At 71.4% G+C, this 25,430-nt stretch carries 26 protein-coding genes; 15 read left to right on the forward strand and 11 right to left on the reverse strand.

Annotated features, from left to right (window positions below):
* The first annotated feature begins 11 nt into the window (after positions 1-11).
* The gene (locus tag HTZ77_RS39205) at positions 12-752 is read left to right on the forward strand and encodes a cytochrome d ubiquinol oxidase subunit II (RefSeq protein ID WP_175594832.1); all 741 of its coding nucleotides are present in this window, start codon (positions 12-14) and stop codon (positions 750-752) included.
* Between the two features lie 67 nt (positions 753-819).
* Here the strand turns inward: HTZ77_RS39205 and HTZ77_RS39210 are convergent, their stop codons facing one another.
* Positions 820-2,508, reverse strand: coding sequence for an alpha-amylase family protein (locus HTZ77_RS39210; RefSeq protein ID WP_175594833.1), 1,689 nt, complete (start codon positions 2,506-2,508; stop codon positions 820-822).
* A 103-nt stretch (positions 2,509-2,611) separates the two neighbouring features.
* Here HTZ77_RS39210 and HTZ77_RS39215 point away from each other — a divergent pair, with 103 nt between their 5' ends.
* Entirely contained in the window at positions 2,612-2,812 is a 201-nt protein-coding gene (locus HTZ77_RS39215; protein WP_175594834.1) for an EF-hand domain-containing protein, read from the forward strand.
* A gap of 15 nt (positions 2,813-2,827) precedes the next feature.
* On the opposite strand, the gene HTZ77_RS39220 is transcribed toward HTZ77_RS39215, so the two are convergent.
* Together HTZ77_RS39220 and HTZ77_RS39225 are read right to left on the reverse strand one after the other, a co-directional pair.
* Complete coding sequence (locus tag HTZ77_RS39220; RefSeq protein ID WP_175594835.1) at positions 2,828-3,250, reverse strand: hypothetical protein; 423 nt, start codon at positions 3,248-3,250, stop codon at positions 2,828-2,830.
* A 105-nt stretch (positions 3,251-3,355) separates the two neighbouring features.
* A complete protein-coding gene (locus HTZ77_RS39225; RefSeq protein WP_175594836.1) occupies positions 3,356-4,657 on the reverse strand; it encodes a hypothetical protein in 1,302 nt (433 codons plus the stop codon).
* A 203-nt stretch (positions 4,658-4,860) separates the two neighbouring features.
* Between HTZ77_RS39225 and HTZ77_RS39230 the strand changes: the two genes are divergently transcribed.
* Positions 4,861-6,117 carry an MFS transporter gene (locus HTZ77_RS39230; protein ID WP_328809035.1) on the forward strand — a complete coding sequence of 419 codons (1,257 nt, stop codon included), beginning with the start codon at positions 4,861-4,863 and terminating at the stop codon, positions 6,115-6,117.
* Positions 6,118-6,167: 50 nt separating this feature from the next.
* Here the strand turns inward: HTZ77_RS39230 and HTZ77_RS39235 are convergent, their stop codons facing one another.
* A complete protein-coding gene (locus HTZ77_RS39235) occupies positions 6,168-6,662 on the reverse strand; it encodes a hypothetical protein (protein WP_175594838.1) in 495 nt (164 codons plus the stop codon).
* Positions 6,663-6,811: 149 nt separating this feature from the next.
* On the opposite strand from HTZ77_RS39235, the gene HTZ77_RS39240 reads away from it, so the two are divergent.
* The 7 genes from HTZ77_RS39240 (at position 6,812) to HTZ77_RS39270 (ending at position 13,513) form a co-directional block, all read left to right on the forward strand.
* On the forward strand, positions 6,812-7,441 hold the full coding sequence (locus HTZ77_RS39240; RefSeq protein ID WP_175594839.1) for a helix-turn-helix domain-containing protein: 630 nt from the start codon (positions 6,812-6,814) through the stop codon (positions 7,439-7,441).
* A gap of 83 nt (positions 7,442-7,524) precedes the next feature.
* On the forward strand, positions 7,525-8,724 hold the full coding sequence (locus HTZ77_RS39245) for a homogentisate 1,2-dioxygenase (protein ID WP_175594840.1): 1,200 nt from the start codon (positions 7,525-7,527) through the stop codon (positions 8,722-8,724).
* Entirely contained in the window at positions 8,721-9,497 is a 777-nt protein-coding gene (locus tag HTZ77_RS39250) for a hypothetical protein (protein WP_205304522.1), read from the forward strand. The genes HTZ77_RS39245 and HTZ77_RS39250 overlap by 4 nt, the downstream gene beginning before the upstream one ends.
* A gap of 34 nt (positions 9,498-9,531) precedes the next feature.
* Positions 9,532-10,659 carry a fumarylacetoacetase gene (gene fahA / locus HTZ77_RS39255; protein ID WP_175594842.1) on the forward strand — a complete coding sequence of 376 codons (1,128 nt, stop codon included), beginning with the start codon at positions 9,532-9,534 and terminating at the stop codon, positions 10,657-10,659.
* Positions 10,660-10,729: 70 nt separating this feature from the next.
* Positions 10,730-11,911, forward strand: coding sequence for a L,D-transpeptidase (locus tag HTZ77_RS39260; RefSeq protein WP_175594843.1), 1,182 nt, complete (start codon positions 10,730-10,732; stop codon positions 11,909-11,911).
* A gap of 73 nt (positions 11,912-11,984) precedes the next feature.
* The gene (locus tag HTZ77_RS39265) at positions 11,985-12,416 is read left to right on the forward strand and encodes an NfeD family protein (protein ID WP_175594844.1); all 432 of its coding nucleotides are present in this window, start codon (positions 11,985-11,987) and stop codon (positions 12,414-12,416) included.
* A gap of 2 nt (positions 12,417-12,418) precedes the next feature.
* Positions 12,419-13,513, forward strand: coding sequence for an SPFH domain-containing protein (locus tag HTZ77_RS39270; protein ID WP_175594845.1), 1,095 nt, complete (start codon positions 12,419-12,421; stop codon positions 13,511-13,513).
* 74 nt (positions 13,514-13,587) lie between these two features.
* Here HTZ77_RS39270 and HTZ77_RS39275 read toward each other — a convergent pair whose 3' ends face one another.
* The 7 genes from HTZ77_RS39275 to HTZ77_RS39305 all read right to left on the reverse strand — a co-directional run bounded on the left by HTZ77_RS39275 (position 13,588) and on the right by HTZ77_RS39305 (position 20,375).
* On the reverse strand, positions 13,588-14,190 hold the full coding sequence (locus HTZ77_RS39275) for a hypothetical protein (protein ID WP_175594846.1): 603 nt from the start codon (positions 14,188-14,190) through the stop codon (positions 13,588-13,590).
* Positions 14,187-14,774 carry an RNA polymerase sigma factor gene (locus HTZ77_RS39280; protein ID WP_175594847.1) on the reverse strand — a complete coding sequence of 196 codons (588 nt, stop codon included), beginning with the start codon at positions 14,772-14,774 and terminating at the stop codon, positions 14,187-14,189. The genes HTZ77_RS39275 and HTZ77_RS39280 overlap by 4 nt, the downstream gene beginning before the upstream one ends.
* A gap of 42 nt (positions 14,775-14,816) precedes the next feature.
* On the reverse strand, positions 14,817-15,995 hold the full coding sequence (locus tag HTZ77_RS39285; protein ID WP_175594848.1) for a Gfo/Idh/MocA family protein: 1,179 nt from the start codon (positions 15,993-15,995) through the stop codon (positions 14,817-14,819).
* 28 nt (positions 15,996-16,023) lie between these two features.
* Positions 16,024-16,839 (reverse strand): carbohydrate ABC transporter permease, encoded by an 816-nt coding sequence (locus tag HTZ77_RS39290; protein ID WP_175594849.1) that lies wholly within the window; start codon positions 16,837-16,839, stop codon positions 16,024-16,026.
* On the reverse strand, positions 16,832-17,770 hold the full coding sequence (locus HTZ77_RS39295; protein ID WP_328809037.1) for a carbohydrate ABC transporter permease: 939 nt from the start codon (positions 17,768-17,770) through the stop codon (positions 16,832-16,834). The genes HTZ77_RS39290 and HTZ77_RS39295 overlap by 8 nt, the downstream gene beginning before the upstream one ends.
* Positions 17,767-19,026 (reverse strand): ABC transporter substrate-binding protein, encoded by a 1,260-nt coding sequence (locus HTZ77_RS39300; RefSeq protein ID WP_175594850.1) that lies wholly within the window; start codon positions 19,024-19,026, stop codon positions 17,767-17,769. The genes HTZ77_RS39295 and HTZ77_RS39300 overlap by 4 nt, the downstream gene beginning before the upstream one ends.
* Positions 19,027-19,241: 215 nt before the next feature.
* The gene (locus HTZ77_RS39305) at positions 19,242-20,375 is read right to left on the reverse strand and encodes an ROK family transcriptional regulator (RefSeq protein WP_175594851.1); all 1,134 of its coding nucleotides are present in this window, start codon (positions 20,373-20,375) and stop codon (positions 19,242-19,244) included.
* A gap of 199 nt (positions 20,376-20,574) precedes the next feature.
* Here HTZ77_RS39305 and tdh point away from each other — a divergent pair, with 199 nt between their 5' ends.
* The 5 genes from tdh to HTZ77_RS39330 all read left to right on the forward strand — a co-directional run bounded on the left by tdh (position 20,575) and on the right by HTZ77_RS39330 (position 25,417).
* On the forward strand, positions 20,575-21,678 hold the full coding sequence (gene tdh, locus HTZ77_RS39310; protein WP_175594852.1) for an L-threonine 3-dehydrogenase: 1,104 nt from the start codon (positions 20,575-20,577) through the stop codon (positions 21,676-21,678).
* Positions 21,678-22,847: a glycine C-acetyltransferase gene (locus tag HTZ77_RS39315; RefSeq protein ID WP_175594911.1), complete on the forward strand. Its 1,170-nt coding sequence runs from the start codon at positions 21,678-21,680 to the stop codon at positions 22,845-22,847. Before tdh ends, HTZ77_RS39315 begins: the two co-directional genes overlap by 1 nt.
* A gap of 107 nt (positions 22,848-22,954) precedes the next feature.
* Positions 22,955-23,905: a LysR family transcriptional regulator gene (locus HTZ77_RS39320; RefSeq protein WP_175594853.1), complete on the forward strand. Its 951-nt coding sequence runs from the start codon at positions 22,955-22,957 to the stop codon at positions 23,903-23,905.
* Positions 23,906-23,969: 64 nt separating this feature from the next.
* A complete protein-coding gene (locus HTZ77_RS39325) occupies positions 23,970-24,551 on the forward strand; it encodes an RNA polymerase sigma factor (RefSeq protein WP_328809038.1) in 582 nt (193 codons plus the stop codon).
* Positions 24,548-25,417: a hypothetical protein gene (locus HTZ77_RS39330; protein WP_175594854.1), complete on the forward strand. Its 870-nt coding sequence runs from the start codon at positions 24,548-24,550 to the stop codon at positions 25,415-25,417. The genes HTZ77_RS39325 and HTZ77_RS39330 overlap by 4 nt, the downstream gene beginning before the upstream one ends.
* The last annotated feature ends 13 nt before the right edge of the window (positions 25,418-25,430 follow it).

The following is a 25,430-nucleotide window of genomic DNA, read 5'->3' on the forward strand; positions in this document are numbered from 1 at the left end:
AGGAGCCCGTCATGGAGATCTTCGTTCTGGCCTTCTTCGCGCTCGGCTACCTCGTCCTGGGCGGCGCCGACATCGGCGTCGGCATGGCGCTGCCGTACCTCGGCCGCGGGGCGGGTGAGCGGCGCGAGGTGATCGCCGCCATCGCGCCGTTCTTCCTCGGCAACGAGGTGTGGCTGGTGTCCGCGGCGGGCGTGCTCGCGGGGCTCTTCCCCGAGCTGGAGGGCGAGCTGCTGAGCGGCAACGTCGCGGTGGTGGTGCCGCTGCTGCTGTCCTGGGTGGTGCGCGACATGGGGCTGTGGCTGCGGGGACGGGTGCCCGGCGTCCGCTGGCAGGGCTTCTGGGACGGCGCGATCGTCGCCGGGAGCTGGGGGCTGGCGCTGAGCTGGGGGGTGCTGCTCAGCGACGTGCTGCTCGGCCTGCACGGGCCGGTCGCCCTGGCGCCCGCCCTGCTGGTGGCGGTGGTGTTCGGCGCGCACGGGCTGGCCTTCGCCGCGCTGCGGCTGCGCGGCGAGCTGCGGCGGCGGGCCGCCGTGCTGTCCGGTGGCTCCGGCGAGGCGCGCACGTACGCGCTGACCGCCGCCGCGCTCGTGGTGGTCGGGGTGCTGGCCGGGCTGCGGCTGCCGCTGACGGCCGGTCCCACGGCGTCGCTGCTCACCCCGGTGATCCTCGTGGTGACACCCCTGCTGGTCGCCGCGCAGGCGTGGGTCTGGTGGATCTTCCGGCACCGGGTGAGCGGCCCGTCCTACCTGTGAGTGCTCTCCCGCGGCCGACGAGTGCTCACCTGCCGCCCGTGAGTGCTCACCCGCCGCCCGTGCGTGCTCACCTGCGGCGTGGGTGGGTGAAGGAGTCGTCCGACTTCACCGAGGCGTCCTCCGGCGCCACCTCGGCCGGCGAGGCGCGCAGCCACCGGCATCCGTGCGGGCCGAGCGGCAGGCGCACGACCCCCTTGTCCGAGACCTCGGTGGTGCCGTCCACGAGCAGGTCGGTGAGCCGGTAGTTCTCCAGGCCCTCCAGCTTCAGCTCCACGTCCTCGGCCGTCCTGCCCAGGTTGTGCAGGGCGATCACCGACGCGCCGTCGGCGTCGCAACGGTGCGCCAGCACGCGCGGGGTGCCAGGGTCGAGCACCGTGTGCGTGCCCCAGGCCAGCTCCGGGGACTCGCGGTAGCGCTCGATGAGGAGCTGGATCCAGCGCAGCAGGGAGTCGGTCTCGCGCTTCTGGTCCGCCACGTTGACCCGGTCCGGCCCGAAGGGCCCGTCCGGCATGCTCCGCACGGGCTCGGCCATGGTGAAGCCGCCCTCGCCCGACCACTGCATGGGGGTGCGCACCGCCATCCGGCCCTCCGCGTCCAGGTTCTCCCCCATGCCGATCTCCTCTCCGTAGAACAGCACCGGTGTGCCAGGCAGCGAGAAGAGCAGGCTGTAGGCCATCTTGATCCGCCGCAGGTCGCCGCCGAGCATGGTGGGCAGCCGGCGGCGCAGCCCCCGGCCGAAGATCTGCATGTCCTTCTCGGGGCCGAACGCCTGGAAGATCTCCTGACGCTCCTCGTCGGTGAGCTTGTCCAGCGTCAGCTCGTCGTGGTTGCGGAGGAACGTCGCCCACTGGCAGTCCTTGGGCGGCTTGGGCCGCGACTTGAGCGCCGCGGCCAGCGGCCCGGCGTCTCCCCTGGCCAGCGCGAGCCAGGTGTTCTGCATGCCGATGAAGTCGAAGCACATGGTGACCTGGTCGCCGAGCCCGTCGCCGAAGTAGCCCATCAGCTCCTTGTACGGCACGTTGACCTCGCCGAGCAGCACCGAGTCGCCCTTGCGCCGGGTCATGAAGGCCCGCAGGTCGGCCAGGAAGTCGTGCGGGTCGGCGAGCTTCGGCTCGACGTTCTCGATGAGGAACGGCACCGCGTCGACCCGGAAGCCCGACAGCCCGAGCTCCATCCAGAAGCCGAGGATCCGCGCGATCTCGTCACGAACCTCCGGGTTGGCCACGTTCAGGTCGGGCTGGTGCTTGTAGAAGCTGTGCAGGTAGTACTGGCCCGACCCCTTGTCGTACTGCCAGATGCTGTTCTCCTTGTCGGGGAAGACCACCATGCTCGGGTCGTCCGGCTCGGGCTTGTCGGACCAGACGTACCAGTCGCGGCGCGGCGCGTCCTTGCTCCTGCGCGCCTCCTTGAACCACGGGTGCTGGTCGGAGGTGTGGTTGACGACCAGGTCCGCGATGACCCGCAGCCCCCGGTCGTGGGCGGTTCGCATGAACTCCACGAAGTCGCCGAGCGTGCCGAGCCGGGGGTCGATGGCGTAGAAGTCCGTGATGTCGTAGCCGTCGTCCTTGTTGGGGGTGGGGTAGAACGGCATGAGCCACAGGCACGTCACCCCCAGGCCCGCCAGGTAGTCGATCTGCTGCGTCAGCCCGCGGAAGTCGCCGATGCCGTCACCGTTGCCGTCCTTGTACGTCTCCACGTCCAGGCAGTAGATGACGGCGTTCTTCCACCACAGATCCGAGGTGTACGTCAGTCGCATGGGCCGCCTGCTACCCAGAGGATCGCCCGGAATGCCGGACGTCTCCCGGGGAAGCAGACAACGCCACTAAGGTCTGACCCAGACGATCCCCCAGGAGGGCACCATGAGCGACCACGCGATCACCTTCGACCTGATCGACGTCGACAAGGACGGCCGCATCTCGGCCGAGGAGCTGGTCCGGCTGATGGAGGTCCTGGGGCAGCCGATCAGCATGGAGCGGGCCCAGGCCGGCGTGGCCCGGCTCGACCAGGACGGCGACGGGCTGATCGACCTGGAGGAGTTCGGCGCGTTCCTCAAGGACTGACGCGGGTCCCGGCGGTCAGAGGCCGGGGAACATGTAGTCGGCGGCAACCCGGCCGCGCTCGTCCAGGACGAGCACCTCGACGCCGCCGCCCACGCGCTCGCCGCTCTCGGCCGCCACCGTCTCCCAGGTCATCTTGACGACCTCGTTGAGCCGGATGGCGCCGGGCGCGGGCCGGAAGACGTACATGCCGGATCCGACGAACCTGTCGTAGGAACGGGCCACGCGCACCTCGATGGCGTCGTGGCCGTGGGCCTCCAGGGTGGAGGCGGGGAAGCCCAGCCCCGCGGCGATCTCGCGGATCTCCTGGGGCGGCTGCAGGACGTGCGCGGCGTTCTCGGCGAACACGTCCTCGATGGCCTGGCGGCGCAGGGCCGGGTCCGGCTCGTTCCACAGCGCGATGTACCGGGCGGCGATATCCTGCGGGTCGGGGTACGACATGGGGTCTTCCTTCGTACGGTGAGGGCTTCTGCGGGCTCCCACTGTGCGAGGAGCCCCGCCCGCCCGGCAATTCCCCGCGGGGAATCGCCGGGCCCGCACGATCGTTCAGTCCCCCTGGACGTACACCTGCCCGAAGACCTCAGCCAGGGCCTTCAGGTCGGTCGCGGCGTCCACCTCGGGCTTGGCCGCGTCGTAGAGCGTGGCCAGGCGGGGGCGGACCTCGGCGAGTTTCTTGAGCTGGTCCCAGGTGGCGTTGGCCGCCCACTTCTCGCCGTACAGGCGGGTGACCTGGCCCTGCTCGTTCTCGGAGCGGCTCGGCAGCGTGACGGTCTCGGCGGCGTCGTCCTGGATCGGGCTCGCCACGTGCTCGGTGACGGCCTTGGTGACCTGCTCGCCGGTGAGCTGGGGCGCTCCGACCGTGGTCAGCGTGGTGTCCTCGCTGGCGATCTGCGCGTACGCGTCCCACGCCCGGGCCCGGACCTGGACCCACTGGTTGCGCTGGGCGGTGGCGGCGTCGATCTTCCAGGTGGCGTACTCGCTGCCGAGGTGGGCGCCGTCCAGGGCGAGCTGGTCGATCCTGCCCTTGGCGAGCCAGGCGCCGATCCGCTCCGGGTCGAGCAGCGGGTACTTCTGCGTCATCGCGGTCTTGCAGGCGTCGTCGGCGCCGCAGCCGAACAGCGGCACCGCCGTGCGCGCGGCCAGCTTCCGGCCCGGGGCGAGCTTGCGCAGCCGCGCGGTCGCCTCGGTGACGAAGGTGTCCATCTCGTCGGCGCTCTGGAACGTCTGCCCGGTCCCGAGCTGCCGGGTGAAGCGGATGCCCACGACGCCCGGCTGCGCGGCCAGCGCGGCGACCCGCTGGGCGGCCTCGTCGAGCTTGCCGGCCTTCCAGTCGTCGGCCAGCTCGGCGTCCACCCACACCCGCAGGCCCGCCGCGACCGCGGTCTTGACGGCCTGGCCGGTCGTGCTCTCCATCGCCGTGGAGATCTGCTCGGCCGACAGGCCCTCCGGCGAGACGAAGCACTCCTCGCCGGCCTTGCACTCGGGCGTCCCGCCGTCCTCGGCGCCCTCGACGTCCGGGTCGCCGCCGTCGTGGGCCTCGCCGTCGCCCACCCCGTCGTTCTCCAGCGGCGGGCAGACGTTGCCGGGGTCCTTGCAGTTGACGCCGATGCCGTCGACCGGACCGGCCGACTCCAGGCGCTCGCCGTCGTTGGCCAGCCACCACCGGGCGATGTCCAGCGCCTCGTCCGGCGTGGCCATCCACCGGCACACCACGTACGCGGGGGTGTCGCCGGACATCAGGTCGTTGCAGCTACGGGGATCGTCCTCCGACCACGCGGGGACGCCGATGCCGAGCAGGGAGAGGGCGAGTCCTAGGACGAAGATCTGCCGCAGTCGTCGACGTCGCATCGAGGCGCCTTACGTGAGGGGTGATCGTCGGGCATTCAGCACGATATCTGGATGATCAATAACGTTCAATGAGATCAGGCCCTCTTGACCGCTTTTCTGACCGATGTCGTGACCTTTCTGACCGATTCCCCCCGCCGATAAGCAGAAGACACCTTGCTGGAAACCCGGCAGAATGGCTCCGTTTGTCAAAAGGGGGCATCACGGTGCGCGGACACTTCCAGGATCTCGGCCTGCTGCGCGACCGGCGGTTCACGTTACTGCTGGCCGCGCGGACCATCTCGGTGCTCGGCAGCGCGTTCGCCCCCGTGGCCCTCGCCTTCGGCGTCCTCGACCTGCCCGGGGCCGACGCGACCACGCTGTCGGTGGTGCTCACCGCCGAGGCGCTGCCGATGGTCCTGTTCATGCTGGTCGGCGGGGTGATCGCGGACCGCTTCCCCCGGCACCTGGTGATGACGGCCGGCGAGGCCGCCAACGCGCTGGCGTTCTTCTCCCTGGCCGCGATGATGCTCACCGGCTGGACCCCGCTGCCCGCGCTGGCCGCCGCCGCCGCGCTCAGCGGCGTGTCGATGGCGGTGCTGTTCCCCGCGCTGACCGGCATCATCCCGGAGGTGGTGCCGGCCGAACGGCTGCAGACGGGCAACGCCCTGCTCGGGCTGGGCGCCAATGTCTCCCGGGTGGCCGGAGCCGTCTTCGGCGGCGGCACGGTGGTACTGGTCGGCGGCGGCTGGGCGCTGGCGGTGAGCGGGTTGATGTTCGCGGTGGCGGGCGCGCTGATCGCGGCCCTGCGGCTGACTCCGTCCGAGCGGCCCGCCGGCCCGCGCCACTCGGTGCTGGCCGACCTGCGCGACGGCTGGCGGGAGTTCAGCTCGCGGCAGTGGATCTGGGTGGTGGTCGCGCAGTTCTCGGTCATGGTGATGGCGCTCCAGGCCGGTCACGGCGTGCTGGGGCCGCTGCTGGCCAAGGAGAGCCTGGGCGGGCCGCTGGTCTGGTCGGCGTTCCTGACGGGCGAGGCGGTCGGCACGATCGCCGGGGTGCTCGTGTCGCTGCGGCTGCGGCCGTCGCGGCCGATCCTGCTCGGCACCCTGCTGTGCCTGCCCACCGCCGCGCCGTACCTGCTGCTCGGGCTGGGCGCCCCGGTGTGGGCGATCGTGGCCGCCTCGTTCGCGCTGGGCGTCTGCTTCGACGTCTTCGGCGTGCTGTGGCAGACCACCATGCAGCGGGAGGTCCCGGCGGAGGCGCTGTCGCGGGTCAGCGCGTACGACGCGCTGGGGTCGCTGATGTTCGGCCCGCTCGGGCTGATGCTGGCCGGGCCGCTGGCGGCGCTGGTCGGCACCCGGGAGGCGCTGCTCGGCTGCGCCGCGCTGGTCGTGCTCTCGACGCTGGCGGCGCTGCTGTCCCCGGGGGTACGCAACCTGCGCGCCCCGGCACCGGCCCCCGCCGCGGAGGGCGTCTCGGGCTGACCGGCCGCGCCGGGCTCAGGCAGGGCTCAGGCTGACCGGCCGCGCAGGGCTCAGGCAGGCCGGCCGCGGAAGAAGGCGTTGGCCCGGGGCTGGAACATGAGCGTCACGGCCCCCAGCACGGCCAGCAGGTGCAGGATCCGGCTGCCCGCGAAGGCGAAGTCCATCGGGGCCCAGGCGGCGAGCGCGTCCCCGATCGAGCCGCCGCCCAGCAGCCACCGCGCCGGCTCGATCACCAGCGACAGCGTGCCGAAGATGCCGAGACCGACGGCCAGCGTGAGCCGCGCCCAGTTCCGCCCCGCCCGCAGCCGCAGGGCGAGGAACACGGCCGCCGCGAACACCCCCAGCCGGAAGGCGATCTGCGGCAGCAGCTCGCCGAACGCCGTGCCGGACGACAGCATCTGAGTGACGATCAGCACGGCCTCGAAGACACCGGCCGCGACGGCGAACAACCACAGCGACGTCGCCGCGAGCACGACCGGCGGCGCCTGGTCCGCCGGAGCGGTCCGGGGCGCGGGCGGCTGGGCGAGGGCGGACATGCGACTCATGGGATCCTCCTTGGGGGCTTTCCTGAAGTCTGCGCCGATCACCCGTCCCGATCAGGCCCGTCGTCCCCCGAATCCGGGGTGAGGCCCGCCCTACCGGCGTCCGCGCTCACCCGGTGTGACGGCGATATCCGGACGGCGATAATCGACCCATGGCCGCTGAATCCGCCCAGACGCTGGAGCGCGGGCTCCGCCTGCTGAGGCTGCTCGCCGACGGCAAGGGCGGGCGCACCCCCACCGAGCTGAGCCACGAGCTGCAGCTCAGCCGCCCGGTCGTCTACCGCCTGCTCACCACGCTGTCGAGCGAGGGCTTCGTGCGCCGCGACGCCGAGGGGCGGGCGCACCTGGGGTTCGGGGTGCTGGTGCTGGCGCAGGCGGTGCAGCCGCTGCTGCGCGCGGCGGCGCTGCCCGCGCTGCGGCGGCTGGCCGAGCGGGTGGGCGCGACCGCGCACCTGACGGTGGCGGAGGGCGACGACGGGCTGGCCGTGGCCGTGGTGGAGCCGTCGTGGACGCACATGCACGTGGCCTACCGGGAGGGCTCGCGCCATCCGCTCACCAAGGGCGCCGCGGGGCGGGCGATCCTCGCGCTGCGCGAGGGCCGTTCGGACTACTTGGTGACGGAGGGGCAGTTGCAGGAGGGGGCCCGCGGCATCGCCGCCCCGGTGACCGGGCTGCCGTGGCTGGAGGCGTCGGTGGGGGTGGTGACGTTCGGGCCGCTGGAGGAGTCGGCGGGTCCGCTCGTGGTCGAGGCCGCGGCGGAGCTGGCCGGCGCCCTGGGTTGACATCTTCAGGACGATGGACGACGGTAATTACATATAGAGGACACTAACGTCCGATAAGCGGACACCAGCTCTGGGGAGGGCGGATGCCGTACTACCGCGTCGTGGGCGAGATCCCCCGCAAGCGCCACGTGCAGTTCAGAAGGCCCGACGGCGGTCTTTACGCCGAGGAGCTGATGGGCGAGGAGGGCTTCTCCTCCGACTCCTCGCTGCTCTACCACCGCCACCTGCCTACGGCCATCGTCAAGGCGGAGGCTGTCGCCCAGACCACCGGCGCCCAGACCACCGGCGCCCAGACGGGCGGCGCCCGCCTGGAGCCCAACCTGCCGCTCTCCCCGCGGCACTTCCGCACCCAGGAGCTCGGCAGCGCCGGCGACCTGGTCACCGGCCGGATCGTGCTGGCCGGCAACGGCGACGTCCGGTTGTCGTACGCCACCAGCGACCAGCCGAGCGAGCTGTACCGCAACTCGATGGGCGACGAGTGCGTGTACGTCCAGCGCGGCCGGGTCCGGTTCGAGTCCACGTACGGCGCCATCGACGCCCGCGAGGGCGACTACGTGGTCGTGCCCACCGGCACGATCCACCGCTGGGTGCCCGAGGGCCAGGTCAACGTGCTGGCCATCGAGGCCGCCGGGCACATCAGGCCGCCCAGGCGCTACCTGTCGCAGTACGGCCAGTTCCTGGAGCACGCCCCCTACTGCGAGCGCGACCTGCGCGCCCCGGCCGAGCCGCTGCTCGCCGAGGGCGAGGAGGTGCCGGTGCTGGTGCGCACCCGGGGCGGGCTGACCCGGCTGTTCTACCGCAACCACCCGTTCGACGTGGTGGGCTGGGACGGCTGCCTCTACCCGTACGCCTTCAACATCGAGGACTTCGAGCCGGTCGTGAAGAAGACGCACGCGCCGCCGCCGGTCCACCAGACGTTCGAGGGGCCGGGGTTCGTGGTCTGCTCGTTCTGCCCGCGCCCGCTGGACTTCCACCCCGAGTCGGTGCCGATCCCGTACAACCACCACAACGTCGACTCCGACGAGTTCATGTTCTACGTCGGCGGCGACTACTCCGCGCGCAGGGGCTCCGGCATCGACGTCGGCTCGGTGTCGCTGCACCCGGCCGGGTTCACCCACGGGCCGCAGCCCGGCGCGGTCGAGGCGGTCATCGACGCGGTCTCCCGCGGTGTCACGACCACCAGCGAGATGGCCGTCATGGTCGACACCTTCCGCCCGCTCGACCTCGGGCCGGGCGCGCTGGCCTGCGAGGACACCGACTACGCCTGGACGTGGGCGCGATGAGCACCGCCGCCCTGTTCACCGCCCTGGTGGACGACGCGGGGCTGTTCCCGCCGACGTCCCTGCACATGTCCGAGGCGCTGGCCCGCCACCGCCGCGACCAGGAGCACGGCGGGCCGGTGCTGACCCACCGGTTCCTGTGCCCGGCCGACCGGATCGACGCGCTGCGCCGCGAGGAGTTCACGCCCCGGCGCATCGGCCTGATCCTGCACACGCCCGAGCCGCCGCCGTTCGACGATCTGCCGGTCGACATCATCGAGGCGGTCCTGCCGTCCGACACGTCCGTGGGCGCGTTCGCCCGGCAACTGGCGAGCCGGGTGCCCCACGGCGTGCGGCTGTTCGTGGAGGTGCCGCCGCACCGGGTCGGCGGCGACGTGCCGGAGGGGGTCGGGCTCAAGGTACGCTGCGGCGGCGCGACCGCCGAGGCGTTCCCGCCGGTCGAGCATCTGGCCGCGTTCATCCGCTCGTGCGCCGAGCAGGAGATCCCGTTCAAGGCCACGGCCGGGCTGCACCACGCGGTACGCCACTTCGACCCCGCGCTGGGCACCGACCGGCACGGGTTCCTCAACCTGGTGCTGGCCGTCTGCGAGGCCGTCGAGCGGCGCGACCCCGCGCAGGTGCTGCGCACCACCGACGCCACCCGGCTGGTGGCGCTGGCCCGGACGGTGCCGCCGGAGACCGCCAAGCACGCCCGCGAGCTGCTGGTGAGCTACGGCTCGTGCAACACCGCCGCGCCGCTGGCCGACCTGCGCGAGCTCGGCCTGATCCCGGAGTGACCCGCCGGCGCGTGGGCAGGACGATCCGCGCGCGATGCCGATCGAACAAGGAGGACGTGTGAGCTGGGGAGTGGACCACCTGCCCTACGGGGTGTTCTCCCGGCCGGGCCAGGCGCCGCGGGTGGGGGTGCGCTACGGCGACCGGGTGCTCGACCTGGCCGCCGCGCTGCACGACGAGGTGTTCGCGGCGCCCTCGCTCAACCCGTTCATGGTCCGGGGGCGGGCCGCCTGGCAGGCCACGCGGGCGCTGCTGCGGGAGAAGCTGACCAACGACATGGCCGTCACCGAGGCCCACCTGGTCCCGCTGGAGCAGGTCCGGTTGCACCTGCCGTTCGAGGTGGCCGACTACGTCGACTTCTACTGCTCGCTCGACCACGCCTCCAACATCGGCCGGATCTTCCGGCCCGACGCCGAGCCGCTGCTGCCCAACTGGCGGCACCTGCCGGTCGGCTACCACGGCCGCTCCGGCACCGTCGTCGTCTCGGGCACCCCGATCACCCGGCCGCACGGACAGCTCAAGGCCGGCGTGTTCGGGCCGTGCGTCAAGCTGGACATCGAGGCCGAGCTGGGGTTCGTGGTCGGCACGCCGTCCGAGATGGGCGCGCCGGCCGGCGCGTTCGAGGACCACGTCTTCGGGGTGACGCTGCTCAACGACTGGAGCGCGCGCGACATCCAGGCGTGGGAGTACGTGCCGCTCGGGCCGTTCCTCGGCAAGTCGTTCGCCACGTCGATCTCGCCGTGGATCACCCCGCTGGACGCGCTGCCCAGGATCCCCGGGCCGCCGCAGGACCCGGAGCCGCTGGACCACCTGCGGCGACGGGCCGACTGGGGGCTCGACATCGTCGTCGAGGTGGCGATCAACGGGGAGGTCGTGTCCCGCCCGCCGTACGCGTCGATGTACTGGACGCCGGACCAGATGCTCGCCCACATGACCTCCAACGGCGCGTCGCTGCGCGTCGGCGACCTGTTCGCCAGCGGCACCATCTCCGGGCCGCGGCGCGAGGAGCGCGGCTCCCTCATCGAGCTCACCTGGAACGGGAATGATCCGATCAAACTGGCCGACGGCCAGACCCGAACATTCCTGGAGGACGGCGACACCGTGACCCTGCGCGCCACAGCCGGGAGCATCACTTTGGGCGAGGTGTCGGGAACCATCCGTTAAGTCACTCAGCGTGCTCCTGCCATGACTCCCCGCTAACCTGGAACGTCCCTTCCCGGAAAGCAGGAGTCAGATGCGGCGCGCCGCGGTCATCTCTCTGGTCATCCTCTGCCTCACGGCCCCGCTCACCGCGGGATGCGGCTCGGGGACCTCCGACACCCCGCCGCCCGCGGCCCCGGCCGTACGCGTGAAGCCGGCGTTCGACACCAAGCGGGCCCGCACCGACCGCGGCCTCGTCGTGCGGGCGCGCGGCGGCCGGCTGGGCGAGGTGCGCGCGCACGCCGCCGGGGTGCCGGTGCCGGGACGGCTCGACGCGTCCGGCACCGTCTGGCGCTCCGACTGGGCGCTCAGGCCCGGCGCCGAGTACACCGTGACGGCCAGGGCGGCCGGGCCGGGCGGCCCGCCGGCCGTCGCGCGGGGCCGCTTCCGCACCCGCGTGCCCGAGCAGACCTTCGGCGTGGCCTCGGCCGTGCCGCTGCCCGGCGAGACCGTGGGCGTCGGCATGCCGATCATCCTCGACTTCGACACCGCCGTGCGCGACCGGGCCGCCGTCGAGCGCTCCCTCCAGGTGACCTCCGAGGTGCCGGTCGAGGGGGCCTGGCGGTGGGTGAGCGACACACGGGCGGTCTACCGCACCCGTTCCTATTGGGCCCCCCGGCAGCAGGTCACGGTCACCGCCCATCTGTCGGGGGTCCGGGCCGCGCCCGGCGTGTACGGCACGGCCGACCGCACCTTCGAGTTCACCGTGGGCCGCGACCAGTCCAGCGTGGTCGACGCGCGTACCCACCAGATGACGGTCAGCCGCGACGGCGCGGTCGTGCAGCGCATGGCGATCAGCGCCGGCATGGGCACCACCCGCGAGTACACCACGACCAGCGGCGTCCACCTCACCATGGACAAGGGCGACCCCGTGCGCATGGTCTCCCCCGGCCGCGAGAAGGGCGAGCCCGGCTACTACGACAAGCTCATCGACCACGCCGTCCGCATCTCCGACAGCGGCGAGTACGTCCACGCCCTGGACAACGTGTGGGCGCAGGGCCGGGCCAACGTCAGCCACGGCTGCATCAACGCCCGCCCCGACCAGGCGGCCTGGTTCTTCGCCGCCTCCCGGCGCGGCGACCCGGTGACGATCACCGGCACCGACCGCGAACTGGAATGGGACAACGGCTGGGGATTCTGGCAGTTGTCCTGGGACGAATGGCTGCTCGGCAGCGCGCTCAACAGCCCCGCCCCGACACCTCTGTCGCAACGCTGAAACGGCGATACCGTAGGAAAAAGGGGAACCGGTGGCGGCCCCTGGCCCGTTGTCCTTACAGGAGGGCCGGAGCATGGACGAATGGATCGTCTGGGTGATCCTCGCGGTGGTCCTCGGCGTCGCCGAGATCTTCACGCTCACCGCGGCGCTCGGGTTGCTGGGGGTGGCGGCGCTGCTGACGGCGGCGGGAGCCGCGATCGGGCTGCCGGTGCCTCTGCAGTTGCTCGTCTTCGCCCTGTCCTCGACCGCGGGGCTGTTCGTCGTCCGTCCGATGGCCGTGCGCCACATCCGTCAGCCGCAGGTGCAGCGGTTCGGCGTGGAGGCGCTCGTCGGCAAGCCCGCCTACGCGATCACCCAGGTGACCGGGCGTGACGGCAGGATCCGCGTCGGCGGGGAGGAATGGTCGGCACGCGCCTACGACGAGACCCTGGTGATCCCCGAAGGGGCGTCCGTCGACATCATCGAGATCGAAGGGGCCACCGCCCTCGTATATCCCAGGGAGTGAGCATGGATCCGCTGTTGATCGCCGGACTTCTCGTCATACTGTTCGCTGTTTTCACCGTGCTCAAGGCTGTGCGCATCATCCCGCAGGCCCGGGCGCGCAACGTCGAGCGGCTCGGCCGTTACCACCGCACTCTCAAGCCCGGCCTGAACTTCGTCATCCCCTACGTCGACCGCGTCTACCCCATGATCGACCTGCGGGAGCAGGTGGTGTCGTTCCGGCCGCAGCCGGTCATCACCGAGGACAACCTGGTCGTCGAGATCGACACCGTGCTCTACTTCCAGGTCACCGACCCCCGGGCGGCCGCCTACGAGATCGCCAACTACATCCAGGCGGTCGAGCAGCTCACGGTCACCACGCTGCGCAACGTGGTCGGCTCCATGGACCTGGAGAAGACGCTGACCTCCCGCGACACGATCAACAGCCAGCTGCGCGGCGTCCTCGACGAGGCCACCGGCAAGTGGGGCATCCGCGTCAACCGCGTCGAGATCAAGGCGATCGACCCGCCCAAGACCATCAAGGACGCGATGGAGAAGCAGATGCGGGCCGAGCGCGACAAGCGGGCCGCCATCCTCAACGCCGAGGGCCAGCGGCAGTCGCAGATCCTGACGGCCGAGGGCGACAAGCAGAGCAGCATCCTGCGCGCCGAGGGCCAGCGCGCCGCCGCGATCCTGGAGGCCGAGGGCCAGTCGCGGGCCATCGACCAGGTCTTCCAGGCCGTCCACCGCAACGACCCCGACCCGAAGCTGCTGGCCTACCAGTACCTCCAGGTGCTGCCGCAGCTCGCCCAGGGCTCGGGCAACACGTTCTGGGTCATCCCGAGCGAGGTGACCTCGGCGCTCCAGGGCGTGTCCAAGGCGTTCACCGAGGCCCTGCCCAAGTCTGCGGCCACCCGCGAGGAGCTGCCGCCGAGCGCGGAGATGGACGAGGAGGTGGCCAAGGCCGCGGAGGCGGCGGCCGAGGCGGTGGCGGACGCGCAGGAGGCCGAGAGCCCCAACGGCCCGCGGCAGCTCACGCAGGCCGTCCCGGAGCCGGCCCCGTTCCCGGGCCTCGACGCCGAGCGCGCCCCGGCCACCGAGCACAACCACCAGGAGCACTGAGGCGCACCTGCCGGTCGAGGACGGCCGGCGCCCCGAGGCCGACGTCCTCGGGGCGTACCGGTGGGAGTGGGCGGTCAGTGCGCCAGCGGGGGCTCCGTGGTGTCCACCAGGGTGCAGTCGGCCACGGCGCCCTCGGCCACCCGGGCCCAGACGGCCGCCACCACCGCCGGTCCGTCCGGGGCCTCGAAGACGCTGAACTCCAGCACGCCCGTCTGGCCGTCCTTGATGACGCGGGGGTCGACGACGAAGCCCGGCTGGTGGTCCTTCCCGGTGGGGAGGACCACGAGCGGGGCCTCCTCGGGCGACAGGAAGCGCTCGGCGCGCGGCTGCGGGCCGCACTTCTTGCCCTGCGGGATGTAGTCCACCACCACGTGCATCCCCTTGGCCCGCAGGTCGGCCTCCAGCTTGTCGGCGTCCCGGACCTCGTTGATCTGGATGCGGACGGTGCCGTCCGGGTTGTCGGTGACGGCGTACGCCGGGCTGCCGCCGCCCACGAACAGCGGGACCGCCACGGCCGCCGCGGCGGCGAGCCCGAGCACGGGCGCCAGGACGGCGGGACGCAGCAGGCGGCGGCGCGGAAGGGTCTTCCCGGCCTTGCGGTCGATCTCGGTCATCACGAACTCCTTGAGCAGCCGGTGACGGCCCTCGGGAAGATCGCGCTCGTCGTGCCAGCTCATCGGATCTCCTCCTTCACGGGGCCTCGGTCACCTTCTACCTGTCGGGGCGCGGGCGGCGGTTCCACGAACTTCCCGAGTTTCCGCCGCGCCCTCGACAACCGCGACCGCACGGTGCCCACCGGGATGCCCAGCGCCTCACCCGCCTCCGCGTAGTCGAGCCCCGCCCACACGCACAGCGCGAACACGTCGCGTTCCTGGCGGCGGAGCCCGCCGAACGCCGCGCGCACGGCGGCGAGCCGCTCGGCGTCGTCGATCCGGCCCACCACCTCGTCGGCGAAGTCCGGCACCGGCTCGCCCCTGGGCAGCCGGGCCAGCGCGTCGTCGTGGCGGCGCGAGGCCCGGCGGGTGTTGCGGGCCACGTTGGTGGCGATCCCGAGCAGCCACGGCCGCAGCGAGCCGCCCTCGGGGTCCACCCGGGCGCGTAACCGCCACGCCTCCAGGAACGTCAGCGCCATCACGTCCTCGGCCGCCGACCAGTCGCCGGTCAGGCGGTAGGCGTGGTTGTAGACGGCCTTCGAGCACTCGTCGAAGAGCTGCTCGAAGGCCGCCGGGTCTCCGGTGCGTAATCCGGCACGTAGCGACATGTCCACATACAGGACTGTCCGCGGCGGGAGAGGAGTTCCCGCTCAGCTCTCCAGCGTCTGGCCCGCCTCGAAGTAGGCCACCAGCTCCGGGTCCAGCGCCGGCACGTCGTACGGCGTGCCGCCGTCGCGCAGCGACATCGTGGCCTGGTAGCCCGCCGCCACGCTCATCCGGGCCGCGACCGGCGAGGTGTCCGTTGTCCCGCCCTCCCGGACGAACCGCAGGAACTCCGTGACGATCTCGGTGTCCGCGCCCCCGTGACCGCCGTGGGCGTCGGGCACCCGGTAGGTGACGTCGGCGTCGCCGCGGTAGCCGGTGGGGCCGGTGTTCCACACCTTGACCGTGTCGCCGGGGCCGTCGCCGAAGTTCTCCAGCCGGCCCTCGGTGCCGATGACCGTGTAGTTGCGCACGTAGTCGGGGGTGAAGTGGCACTGCTGGTAGGCGGCGATGACGCCGTTGTCCAGGCGCATGTTCATCACGGACACGTCCTCCACGTCCACGACGTCGTGCAGGTCGCGGCGGGCCGTCGGCGGCCAGTCGTACTCGCGCAGCCACCCCTCGGGGCGCGGGGTGCCGGGCTCGCGGCGCGGCAGGTCGCCGTACACCATGAGGTCGCCGAACGCGCTGACCCGGGTGGTGTAGCCGCCCGCCAGCCAGTGGATGACGTCGAGGTCGTGGGCGGCCTTCTGCAGCAGCAGGCCGGTGGTGCGGGTGCGGTCGGCGTGCCAGTCCTTGAAGTAGTAGTCGCCGCCGTACGAGACGAAGTGCCGCACCCACACCGTCTTCGGCTCGCCGATGTCGCCGCGGCGGATGGCCTCGCGCATCAGCCGCACGACGCCCATGTGCCGCATGTTGTGACCCACGTACAGCCGCGTGCCGGTGCGGCGGGCGGCGCGCAGGATCGCGTCGCAGCCCTCCACGGTGATCGCCAGCGGCTTCTCCACGTAGACGGCCTTGCCCGCCTCCAGGCAGTCGATCGCGATGCGCTCGTGGGTGTCGTCGGGCGTCAACAGGATCACGGCGTCGAGGTCGTCGCGGTCGAGCAGGCGACGGTGGTCCTCGGTCATGTAGGCGGCGTCGAACACCCCGGCCTGGTGCTTGAGCACGGCCGGGTCGGTGTCGCACAGCGCGGTGACCGCCGCGCCCGCGCCTGGCCGGTGCGCCGCGCGGGCGAGGCTGGAGCGCAGGCCGAGGCCGATGACGCCGATCCGCAGGTCTTCCACATGGGTCCTTTCTCGGGGGTACGGCACGCTACTTGGAGCCGGTGAACGCGATGCCCTGAATGAGCTGCTTCTGCATGATGATGAACAGTACGATGATCGGCGCGCTGGCCATCAACGACCCCGCCATGAGCACCGGGTAGTCGGTCATGTGCTCGCCCTGGAGCGCCGACAGGCCCGCCGAGAGCGGCATGCTCTCGGGATCGGTGTTGACGATGAGCGGCCACATGAGGTCGTTCCACGACCACAGCACGGTCAGCACGCCGAGCGCGAGCAGCCCGGGCCTGGCCAGCGGCAGCATCACGCTCCAGAAGATGCGCAGCGGGTTGGCGCCGTCCAGCCGGGCCGCCTCCTCCACCTCGGCGGGCAGCGTCATGAAGAACTGCCGCATCATGAACGTGCCGAACGCGCTGAACATGCCGGGCGCGATCAGCCCGGGCAGGGTGTTGAGCCAGCCGAGGCTCTGGACGATCTGGTACTGCGGGATGAGGAAGAGCTGTCCCGGCACCATTAGCACCGACAGCAGAGCGACGAAGATGACGTCGCGGCCGGGGAAGCGCAGCCGGGCGAAGGCGTAGGCCGCCAGCGAGCAGAACAGGAGCTGAGCCAGCGTGCGCCCGGTCGTCATCACCACGGTGTTGCCGAGCTGCTGCAGGAACGGCGTCTCGTCGAGGACCTTGGCGAAGTTGCCCCACTCGAACGAGGGAATCCAGACCGGCGGCGTCCTGGTCGCCTCGGTGAACGTCTTCAGCGAGGTGAGCACCTGCCAGAAGAACGGCATCACCATGGCCGCCGCGCCGATGGCGAGCACCAGGTGGACCGGCCAGAGACGGCCGCCGTTACGCATAGTGGACCCACCTCTTCTGCACGCGGAACTGGATGACGGTCAGCACGAGCGTGATCAGCATGAGGACCACGGCCATGGCCGCCGCGTACCCCTTGGCGCCCTCCTCGAAGGCCCGGGAGAAGAACAGCGACACGACGGTCTGCGTCTCCTCGCGGGCGGGGTTGCCGCGGCGCAGCATGAGATAGACGAGGTCGAACATCTGCAGGCCGTTGATCACGCTGAGCACCGAGACGAAGAAGATGCTCGGCGACAGCAGCGGCAGCGTGATGCGGAAGAACTGCCGGGCGCGCCCGGCCCCGTCGATCGAGGCGGCCTCGTACAGGTGAGACGGGATCGACTGGAGGCCCGCCATGAAGATGACCGCGTTGTAGCCGATCTGCGTCCAGATGCCCACGGCGACGAGCGCGTACAGGGCGGTGGACGGCTCGGCGATCCAGGAGGTGCCGTGGATGCCGACGAGCGAGAGCAGGTAGTTGACCAGGCCGTAGTCGCCGTTGTAGAGCCAGGTCCAGATCATCGCGACGGCCGCCGGCATGGTGACCACGGGCAGGAAGTACAGGGTGCGGTAGAGCGACACCAGCCGCAGCCCACGGGTGCCGAGCAGGGCCGCGACCGCGATGGACAGCGGGATGCCGAGCAGGCTCAGCCCGCCGTACACGAACGTGTTGCGCAGCGCCCTGCCGTTGGCCGGGTCGGTGAAGAGCTGCTCGTAGTTGCGCAGGCCCACCCAGGTCGCGTCGCCGAACAGCGTCCACTCGGTGAAGCTGTAGTAGACCGACTGCACGACCGGCCACAGGTAGAAGACGCCGAGGCCGAGCACGAGCGGCGCGATCATCGCGTAGCCCCAGACCCAGTCGCGGTCGCGCAGCCGGCGACGGGTGGCGGGGCGGGCGGCCGCCTTGACGGCGACCGCCCTTCCGGCGGTGCTCACTTCTCCTGCGACAGGGCCGCGTTCATGGCCGTGGCGAGCTGCTTGGCCGTCGCCTCGACGTCCTGGCCGTCGGTGAACGCCTTGGTGATCGCGTCGGTCTCCAGACGCGCCCAGGCGGCGGTGTTCTTCGAGACCGGGTACGGCCGGGCGTCCGGGAGCTGGTCGATGAACGCCTGGAGGTCCAGGCCGGGCATCGACTTGACCCAGGACTCCTGGAGCCCCTCGTAGGCCGGGATGACGGCGCCCGACTCGGCCTGGATGCGGTTGGCCTGCTCGGAGCCGAGGAACTTGACGAACTCCCAGGCCTCCTGCGGGTGCTTGGTCTTGGCGTAGACGACGTTGGCCAGGCCGTGGATGACGGTCGCCTTGCCCTTGGGCCCGGCGGGGAGCGGGGCGACGCCGGCCTTGAGGCCCTCGGTCTTGAAGTACTGGGAGGCGTCGTAGGAGCCGTCGTACCACATGGCGAGCTTGCCGCTCTTGAACATCTCGATGGGGTCGTTGTCGGTCATCTGCTGGACCGTCGGCGAGAGCTTCTGGTCGAGGAGGTCCTTCCAGAACTTGAGGCCCTCGATGGTGGCGGGGTCGTCGAAGCCCGACTTCTTCTTGTCGTCGGAGATCACGTAGCCGCCGGCCTGGAAGATCGTGTTGTAGTAGGCCTCCTGGGACCAGGCCATCGCGCCGATGCCGTGGACGCCCTTGGCCGGGTCGGTCAGCTTCTTGGCCGCCGCGCGGACGTCGTCCCAGGTCCAGGAGGCGTCGGGGTACTTGACCTTGGCGGCGTCGAACAGGGCCTTGTTGTACCAGAGGCCGATGGTGTCGAAGTCCTTGGGAATGCCGTACTGCTTGCCGTCGAGGGTGTAGAGATCGACCAGCGACTTGGGGTACTTGCCGAGGTCCATCTTGTCGGCGGCGATCTTGTCGGAGAGCGGCAGGAGCGCGCCCTGGGAGGCGTACAGGCCGATGCGCGGGCCGTTCATCCAGAACACGTCGGGGGCCGTGCCGCCGGCGGCAGCGGTCTGGAGCTTGGTCCAGTACTCCTTGTTCGGGGTGAACTGGAGCTTGACCTCGATGTTCGGGTGGCTCTTCGTGAACTCCTGGGCGATCTTGGTCATCGCCGGGCCCTGGTTCTCGTTGTCCCAGTAGGCGTAGGTCAGCGTGACCTTGCCGCCGGAGTCGCCCCCGTCAGACGAGGAGCATCCCGCGAGTCCGGCAACGAGCGCGCCGGCGCACACCAGCGCCCTGATCTTCCCTGTCATGTCGTCCCCATCCGTCCGGGTCTGTGCGTGACTGGAAGATAGCGCTCATTTATGAAAAGAACTATAGATAATCACGCACGATCAAGCAGAAGATGCGCGCAAGCGACCTCAGCGTGACAGCTTCGTGACAGAATTATCGAAGATCTCTACGAAAAGGCCGTTACGAGCAGGCGGCTACGAGCAGGCGGCTACGAGCAGGTCGCTGCGAGAGGTCGCTACGAGAAGAGCAGGTCGTCGGCGCGGTCCAGCGCCCACCTGACGGCGCCCAACGTGACGCAGTCGCTGCCCAGGCCGGAGGCCACGACCTTCGGCGGGTAGTAGCACACCTGGTCGAAGTAGTGCTGGATCGGCTCGACCAGCAGATCACCGGCCCTGGCCAGCCGTCCGCCGACCACCACCATCTCCGGGTCGAGCGGGTTGACCAGGGTGAGCAGGCCCTCGCCCAGGTGCCGGGCGAACGCGGTGACGGCCGCCAGCGCCCGCTCGTCGCCGCCGCGCGCCCGCGCGATGGCGAAGTCGGCCGCCTGCTGGTGCGAGCGCAGCTCGCCCGGCTCGGACTCCAACGCGTAGTCGAAGACGTGCCTGAAGGCCGACCAGTGGTCGCGGGCCTGCCGGCCGATCTCGCCGGCGGCGGCGTGGGCGCCCCGGTGCGGCCGGCCGCCGATCAGCAGGGCGAGGCCCAGCCGGTGGCCGGTGAAGAGGTAGACCACGTCGTCATGGCCGCGCGCCACGCCCCGCCAGTGCTCGGCGAGCACCGCGAGGCGCATGTCGTTCTCGACCAGCACGGGCGGCGCGAGCCGCCGCCCCAGCTCGCCCCGCAGGTCGAGGCCGGTCCAGCCGGGCAGGACGGTGCTCTTGACCACGCGGCCCGCGTTGTCCACCACGCCGGTGGTGCCCACGCCGACGGCCGCCAGGCCGGCCATGGACAGCCCGGCCCCGTCGGCGACGGCGGAGACCAGGCCGGCGACGACGTCGAGGCGCTCGGCCGCGGTCATCGTCTCGTGGGTGGGCGCCTTGTGGGAGGCGACGACCTCGCCGTTGAGGTCGGCCACCATGGCGCGGACGTGGGAGGCGCCGATGCCGACCCCCGCCACGTGACCCGCCGACGCGCGGAAGCGGAAGCGGCGGGCCGGCCGGCCGCGCTGGCGGTCGCCCTGCTCCTCACCGCACTCCTCGGCCCAGCCCTCGGCGATCAGGTCCTCGACGATCACCTCGGCCGTCGGCCTGGAGACGCGGGCGGCCCGGGCCAGCTCGCTCAGCGTGGCGACCCCGGCCTCCCGCAGGATGCGCAGCACCGCGGCGGAGTTGAGCTTACGCAGCAGGGAGGCGTCGCCGCTCTGCTCTCGCACCGAACCTCCAGGGAAACCGTCAGATCGACATCCTACTTAACAAACTTGGTTACGTAATCACGGGGCGGCGGGCCGCCCCGGGAACACGCCGGGCAGCGGCGTGAAGCGAAGCTGTGGGGGCACTTAAGAATCCCTCGATGGACAGGTCCGGAGCCGGGGCGGCACAGTGCGTTAGGTTCGGGATGAGGGGGAATGTGCGATGAAAGCGCTGGTCAAGGAGAGGCCGGAGGCCGGACTCCGGCTGGTCGACGTACCGGAGCCGACGCCGGGGCCCGGCGAGGTGCTGATCAAGGTGCTGCGTACCGGCATCTGCGGAACCGACCTCCATATCCGGAAATTTGATGACTGGGCGCGTAACACCCTGAAGCTCCCCCTCATCGTCGGGCACGAGTTCAGCGGCGAGGTCGTCGAGACCGGCCCCGGGGTGGAGAACGTCGCCGTCGGCGACCTGGTCAGCGGCGAGGGCCACATCGTGTGCGGCCGGTGCCGCAACTGCATGGCCGGGCGCCGCCACCTGTGCCGCAACACCGTCGGCCTCGGCGTCCACCGCGACGGCGCGTTCGCCGAGTACGTCACGCTCCCCGCCGAGAACGCCTGGGTGCACCGCACCCCCGTCGACCCCGACGTGGCGGCCATCTTCGACCCGTTCGGCAACGCCGTCCACACGGCCCTGTCGTTCCCCCTGGTCGGCGAGGACGTGCTGATCACCGGCGCGGGCCCGATCGGGCTGATGGCGGCGGCCGTGGCCACCCATGTCGGCGCCCGCAACGTCGTCATCACCGACGTCAGCGACGAGCGCCTCGACCTGGCCGGCAAGCTCGGCGTCTCCCTCGCGCTGAACGTCGCGCGCGACTCCATCGCCGACGGCATGCGCCGCCTCGACATGCGCGAGGGCTTCGACGTGGGTCTGGAGATGTCCGGCAATCCGCGGGCCATGCGCGACATGATCGCGAGCATGACCCACGGTGGCAAGATCGCCATGCTCGGCCTGCCCGCGGAGGAGTTCGCGGTCGACTGGGCCACGGTCGTCACCTCGATGATCACCATCAAGGGCATCTACGGCCGTGAGATGTTCGAGACCTGGTACAACATGTCGGTCCTGCTGGAGAAGGGCCTCGACCTGACCCCGGTGATCACCGACCGGTTCCCGTACCACGAGTTCGACGCCGCCTTCGACACGGCCGCCAGCGGCCGCACGGGCAAGGTCATCATGGACTGGAGCGGAGGAGCTCGGCCGGAGAGCGCGAGGGACGAGCCAACGGAGGCCGAAGCGGCCGCGACCATGGACAGGAGTTGTGCTTGATGTTCACGAACGTGCGCGAGCAGTTGCGGACGACGCTCGACGAGATCACCGAGGCCGGGCTGCTCAAGCCCGAGCGCGTCATCAGCACCCCGCAGAGCTCCAACGTGCGCGTCGCCGGCAAGGAGGTGCTCAACTTCTGCGCCAACAACTACCTCGGCCTGGCCGACCACCCCGAGGTGGTCGCGGCGGCCAAGGAGGCGCTCGACCGGTGGGGCTTCGGCATGGCCTCGGTCCGGTTCATCTGCGGCACCCAGGAGGTGCACAAGGAGCTCGAAGGACGCCTGTCCGCCTTCCTCGGCATGGAGGACACCGTCCTGTACAGCTCGTGCTTCGACGCCAACGGCGGCGTGTTCGAGACGCTGCTCGACGCGCAGGACGCGGTGATCTCCGACGCGCTCAACCACGCGAGCATCATCGACGGCATCCGCCTGTCCAAGGCCCGCCGCCTGCGCTACGCCAACCGCGACATGGCCGAGCTGGAGTCCCGCCTCAAGGAGGCGGCCGACGCCCGGCGGCGGCTGATCGTCACCGACGGTGTGTTCTCCATGGACGGCTATCTCGCCCCGCTGCGGGAGATCTGCGACCTGGCCGAACGGTACGACGCCATGGTCATGGTGGACGACTCCCACGCCGTCGGCTTCGTCGGCCCGACCGGACGCGGCACGCCCGAGCTGCACGGCGTGACCGACCGGGTCGACATCATCACCGGCACCCTCGGCAAGGCGCTCGGCGGGGCCAGCGGCGGCTACGTCGCGGCCCGCAAGGAGATCTGCGAGCTGCTGCGCCAGCGGTCCCGGCCGTACCTGTTCTCCAACTCCCTGGCCCCCGTCATCGCCTCCGCCTCGCTGCGGATCCTCGACCTGCTGGAGACCACCGGCGAGGCACGCGAACAGCTGCGCGCCAACACGGCCCGTTTCCGGAGCGAGATGACCCGCAACGGGTTCGACATCCTGCCCGGCGACCACCCGATCGTCCCCGTCATGATCGGTGACGCGGCGAAGGCCGGCGCCATGGCGGAGCGGCTCCTGGAGCTGGGCGTGTACGTCATCGGGTTCTCGTACCCGGTGGTGCCGCACGGGCAGGCGCGCATCCGGGTCCAGCTCTCGGCCGCGCACTCGGCCGAGGACGTGGAGCGCGCCGTGGAGGCGTTCGTCCAGGCCCGCGGCTGACCGTCCCGGCCCCCCTTGCCCCGGAGCGGCCCCGCGGCTGACCGTCCCGGCCCTCGCCGCCGGAGCGGGCCCGCGGCCGGGCGGGCGTCGTAGGTATCCTCACCAGCGTGATAGACACGCGCCGGCTGCGCACGCTGCGCGCGGTGGCCGACCACGGCACGGTCACCGCCGCGGCGGCCACCCTGCACCTCACCCCCTCGGCCGTGTCGCAGCAGCTCGTCGCCCTGGAGCACGAGGTGGGGCACCGGCTGTTCACCCGCGACGGCCGCGGCGTGCGGCTCACCGCCGTGGGCACGATCATGCTCAGGCACGCGGACGAGGTGCTCGCCCAGCTCGAACGCGCCGAGGCGGAGGTGGCCGCCTACGCCAGCGGCGAGGCGGGCGAGGTCACCGTGGCCTGCTTCGCCACCGCGATCAGCGCCGTCCTCGCGCCCGCGGTGGCGGCGCTCCGGCTCAAGGCCCCGGCACTACAGGTCCGCGTCCGGGACGTGGAGGGCGACCAGGGGCTCGCCATGCTGCTCGACGAACGGGCCGACCTGGCCGTCGTCGTGGAGTACCGCGGCTGGCCGGACGCGGCGGACGGCCGCCTGTCCCGGGTCCCCCTGTACGCCGAGCCGTTCGACCTCGTCCTGCCCGACGACCATTCCCTGGCCACGCATCCCTCGACCGCCCGTCCCTCGACCGCGCATCCCTCGATCGCGGGACCGTCCGACGAGCCCGTGGCGCTCTCCGAGCTGGAGGGCGAGACCTGGATCGGCCCCCACCCCGGCAACCCGATCCGCGACGTGATCGCCTTCGCCTGCGAGCAGGCCGGTTTCACCCCCGAGTTCGCCCACTGCTCCGACGACTTCCGGGCCGTGGTGGCGCTGGTGGGCGCGGGCGCGGGGATCGCGCTCGTGCCCCGGCTGGCGCTGCGCGACATGACGCTGTCGGGAGTCACGGTACGGCCGGCGCCCGGACCGGAGCGGCGCGTCTTCGCCGCCGTACGCCGCGGCGCCGCCGCCCACCCGCTCCTCCGGCAGGTACTCGACACCCTGCGCGCCATCGCCCCGGCCTGAGGCCGCCTCCTCGCCATGTTGTTCCGATCTCCGTGAAATTCCGTGCCCGCCCGCGGACACGTACGTGATCGAGACCAACCAGCAGCACACCGACGAGGACGAAGTGGACGAAACCGATGAGCAGTCCCGGTTCGAGGCCGTGTACCGGCGCACGTACGAGCAGATCCTCGGCTACGTCATGCGGCGCTGCTCCTCTCCCGAGGATGCCGCCGACATCGTGGCCGAGACGTACGTGATCGCCTGGCGGCGCGTGAGCGAGCTCCCGCAGGGCGACACCGCCAAGCTGTGGCTCTACGGGGTGGCCCGGCGCGTCCTGGCCAACCACCGCCGCGGCGAGCGGCGCAGGGAGACGGGGCACGCTGAGCTGACCGCCGAGACCCGGCGCCGCTACGCCATGGCCGCCCCCAGCAGGTACGACCACGTGGACCAGGCCATGAACGCGATCTCCGACGACGACCGCGAGCTGCTGGCCCTGTCCGTCTGGGAGGAGCTGGACCCCGGCCAGATCGCCGCGGTGCTCGGCTGCTCGCGCAACGCCGTCCGCATCCGGCTGCACCGCGCCCGCAAGCGTTTCGCCCGGGCTCTGAAGGATGCCCGCCCGGCGGCCTTCCACCCGCGACCACTGACCAACGAGGAGTCACGATGAGCAAGGACCAGGTGTTCAGGGAACGGGCCAGAGTGCTGGACACGGACCTGTCCGGCAGCGCGACCACCGCGGGGGCGGACGCGCTGCTGACCGAGATCTTTCAGGTGGAGCGGACCCCGGCCCCGGTGGTCCGGCGGACCCGCCGCGTGCCGGCTCCGAGCCGCCTCCTGCTGGGCCTGGCGGCCTCGGTCGTCCTGGCCGGCGCCTTCGTCGTCGGGCCGTCCCTGTTCAAGGAGTCGGGACAGGTGTACGCGAGCCAGGCCGTCACGATCGACCGCGACGGCGACGAGTACGTCTTCTACATCACCGACGGCGATCCCGACCCGGCCGAGCTGCAGAAGGCCTTCCAGAAGGTCGGCCTGGACAACGTGAAGGTGGAGCTGATTCCCGTGTCGCCGCGGCAGCGAGAGCCCGTCGTCGGCTGGGAGGCCTCGGATCCGGGCAGCCGGATGAGCTCCACCACGTCCGACTGCAAGGTGCGGGTCGAGGGGTGCCTGACGGCCTTCAACGTCACGGCCGACCTCAAGGGACCGGCGAAGCTGCAGTTGGGCCGGCCGGCCAAGCCCGGTGAGAAGTACGCCTACCCCATCGACGCGACCGTGTCGGGCGAGGCCATGGCCGGGACCACGATCGGGGGACTCACGGTGGCCGAGGCGGTGCGCGTCGTGCGCGAGCACGACCTGAAGGTGACCTACCAGCTCCGCTGGCCGCTGCACGAGGGAGTCGGTTATCGGGCGGAGGAGCAGGTCCCGGCCTCCCGGGTCGATCCGGGCTGGAAGGTGGCGGAGGCGGAGAGCTACAACGACGGGGCGATCGTCCTGAGCGTCGAGCCCGGCCCGGGCGCCACCCCGCCGCCCGGCTACTGACCGTCCGGCCGCC

It is taken from the genome of Nonomuraea montanisoli (assembly GCF_013363975.1).
GTDB lineage: Bacteria > Actinomycetota > Actinomycetes > Streptosporangiales > Streptosporangiaceae > Nonomuraea > Nonomuraea montanisoli.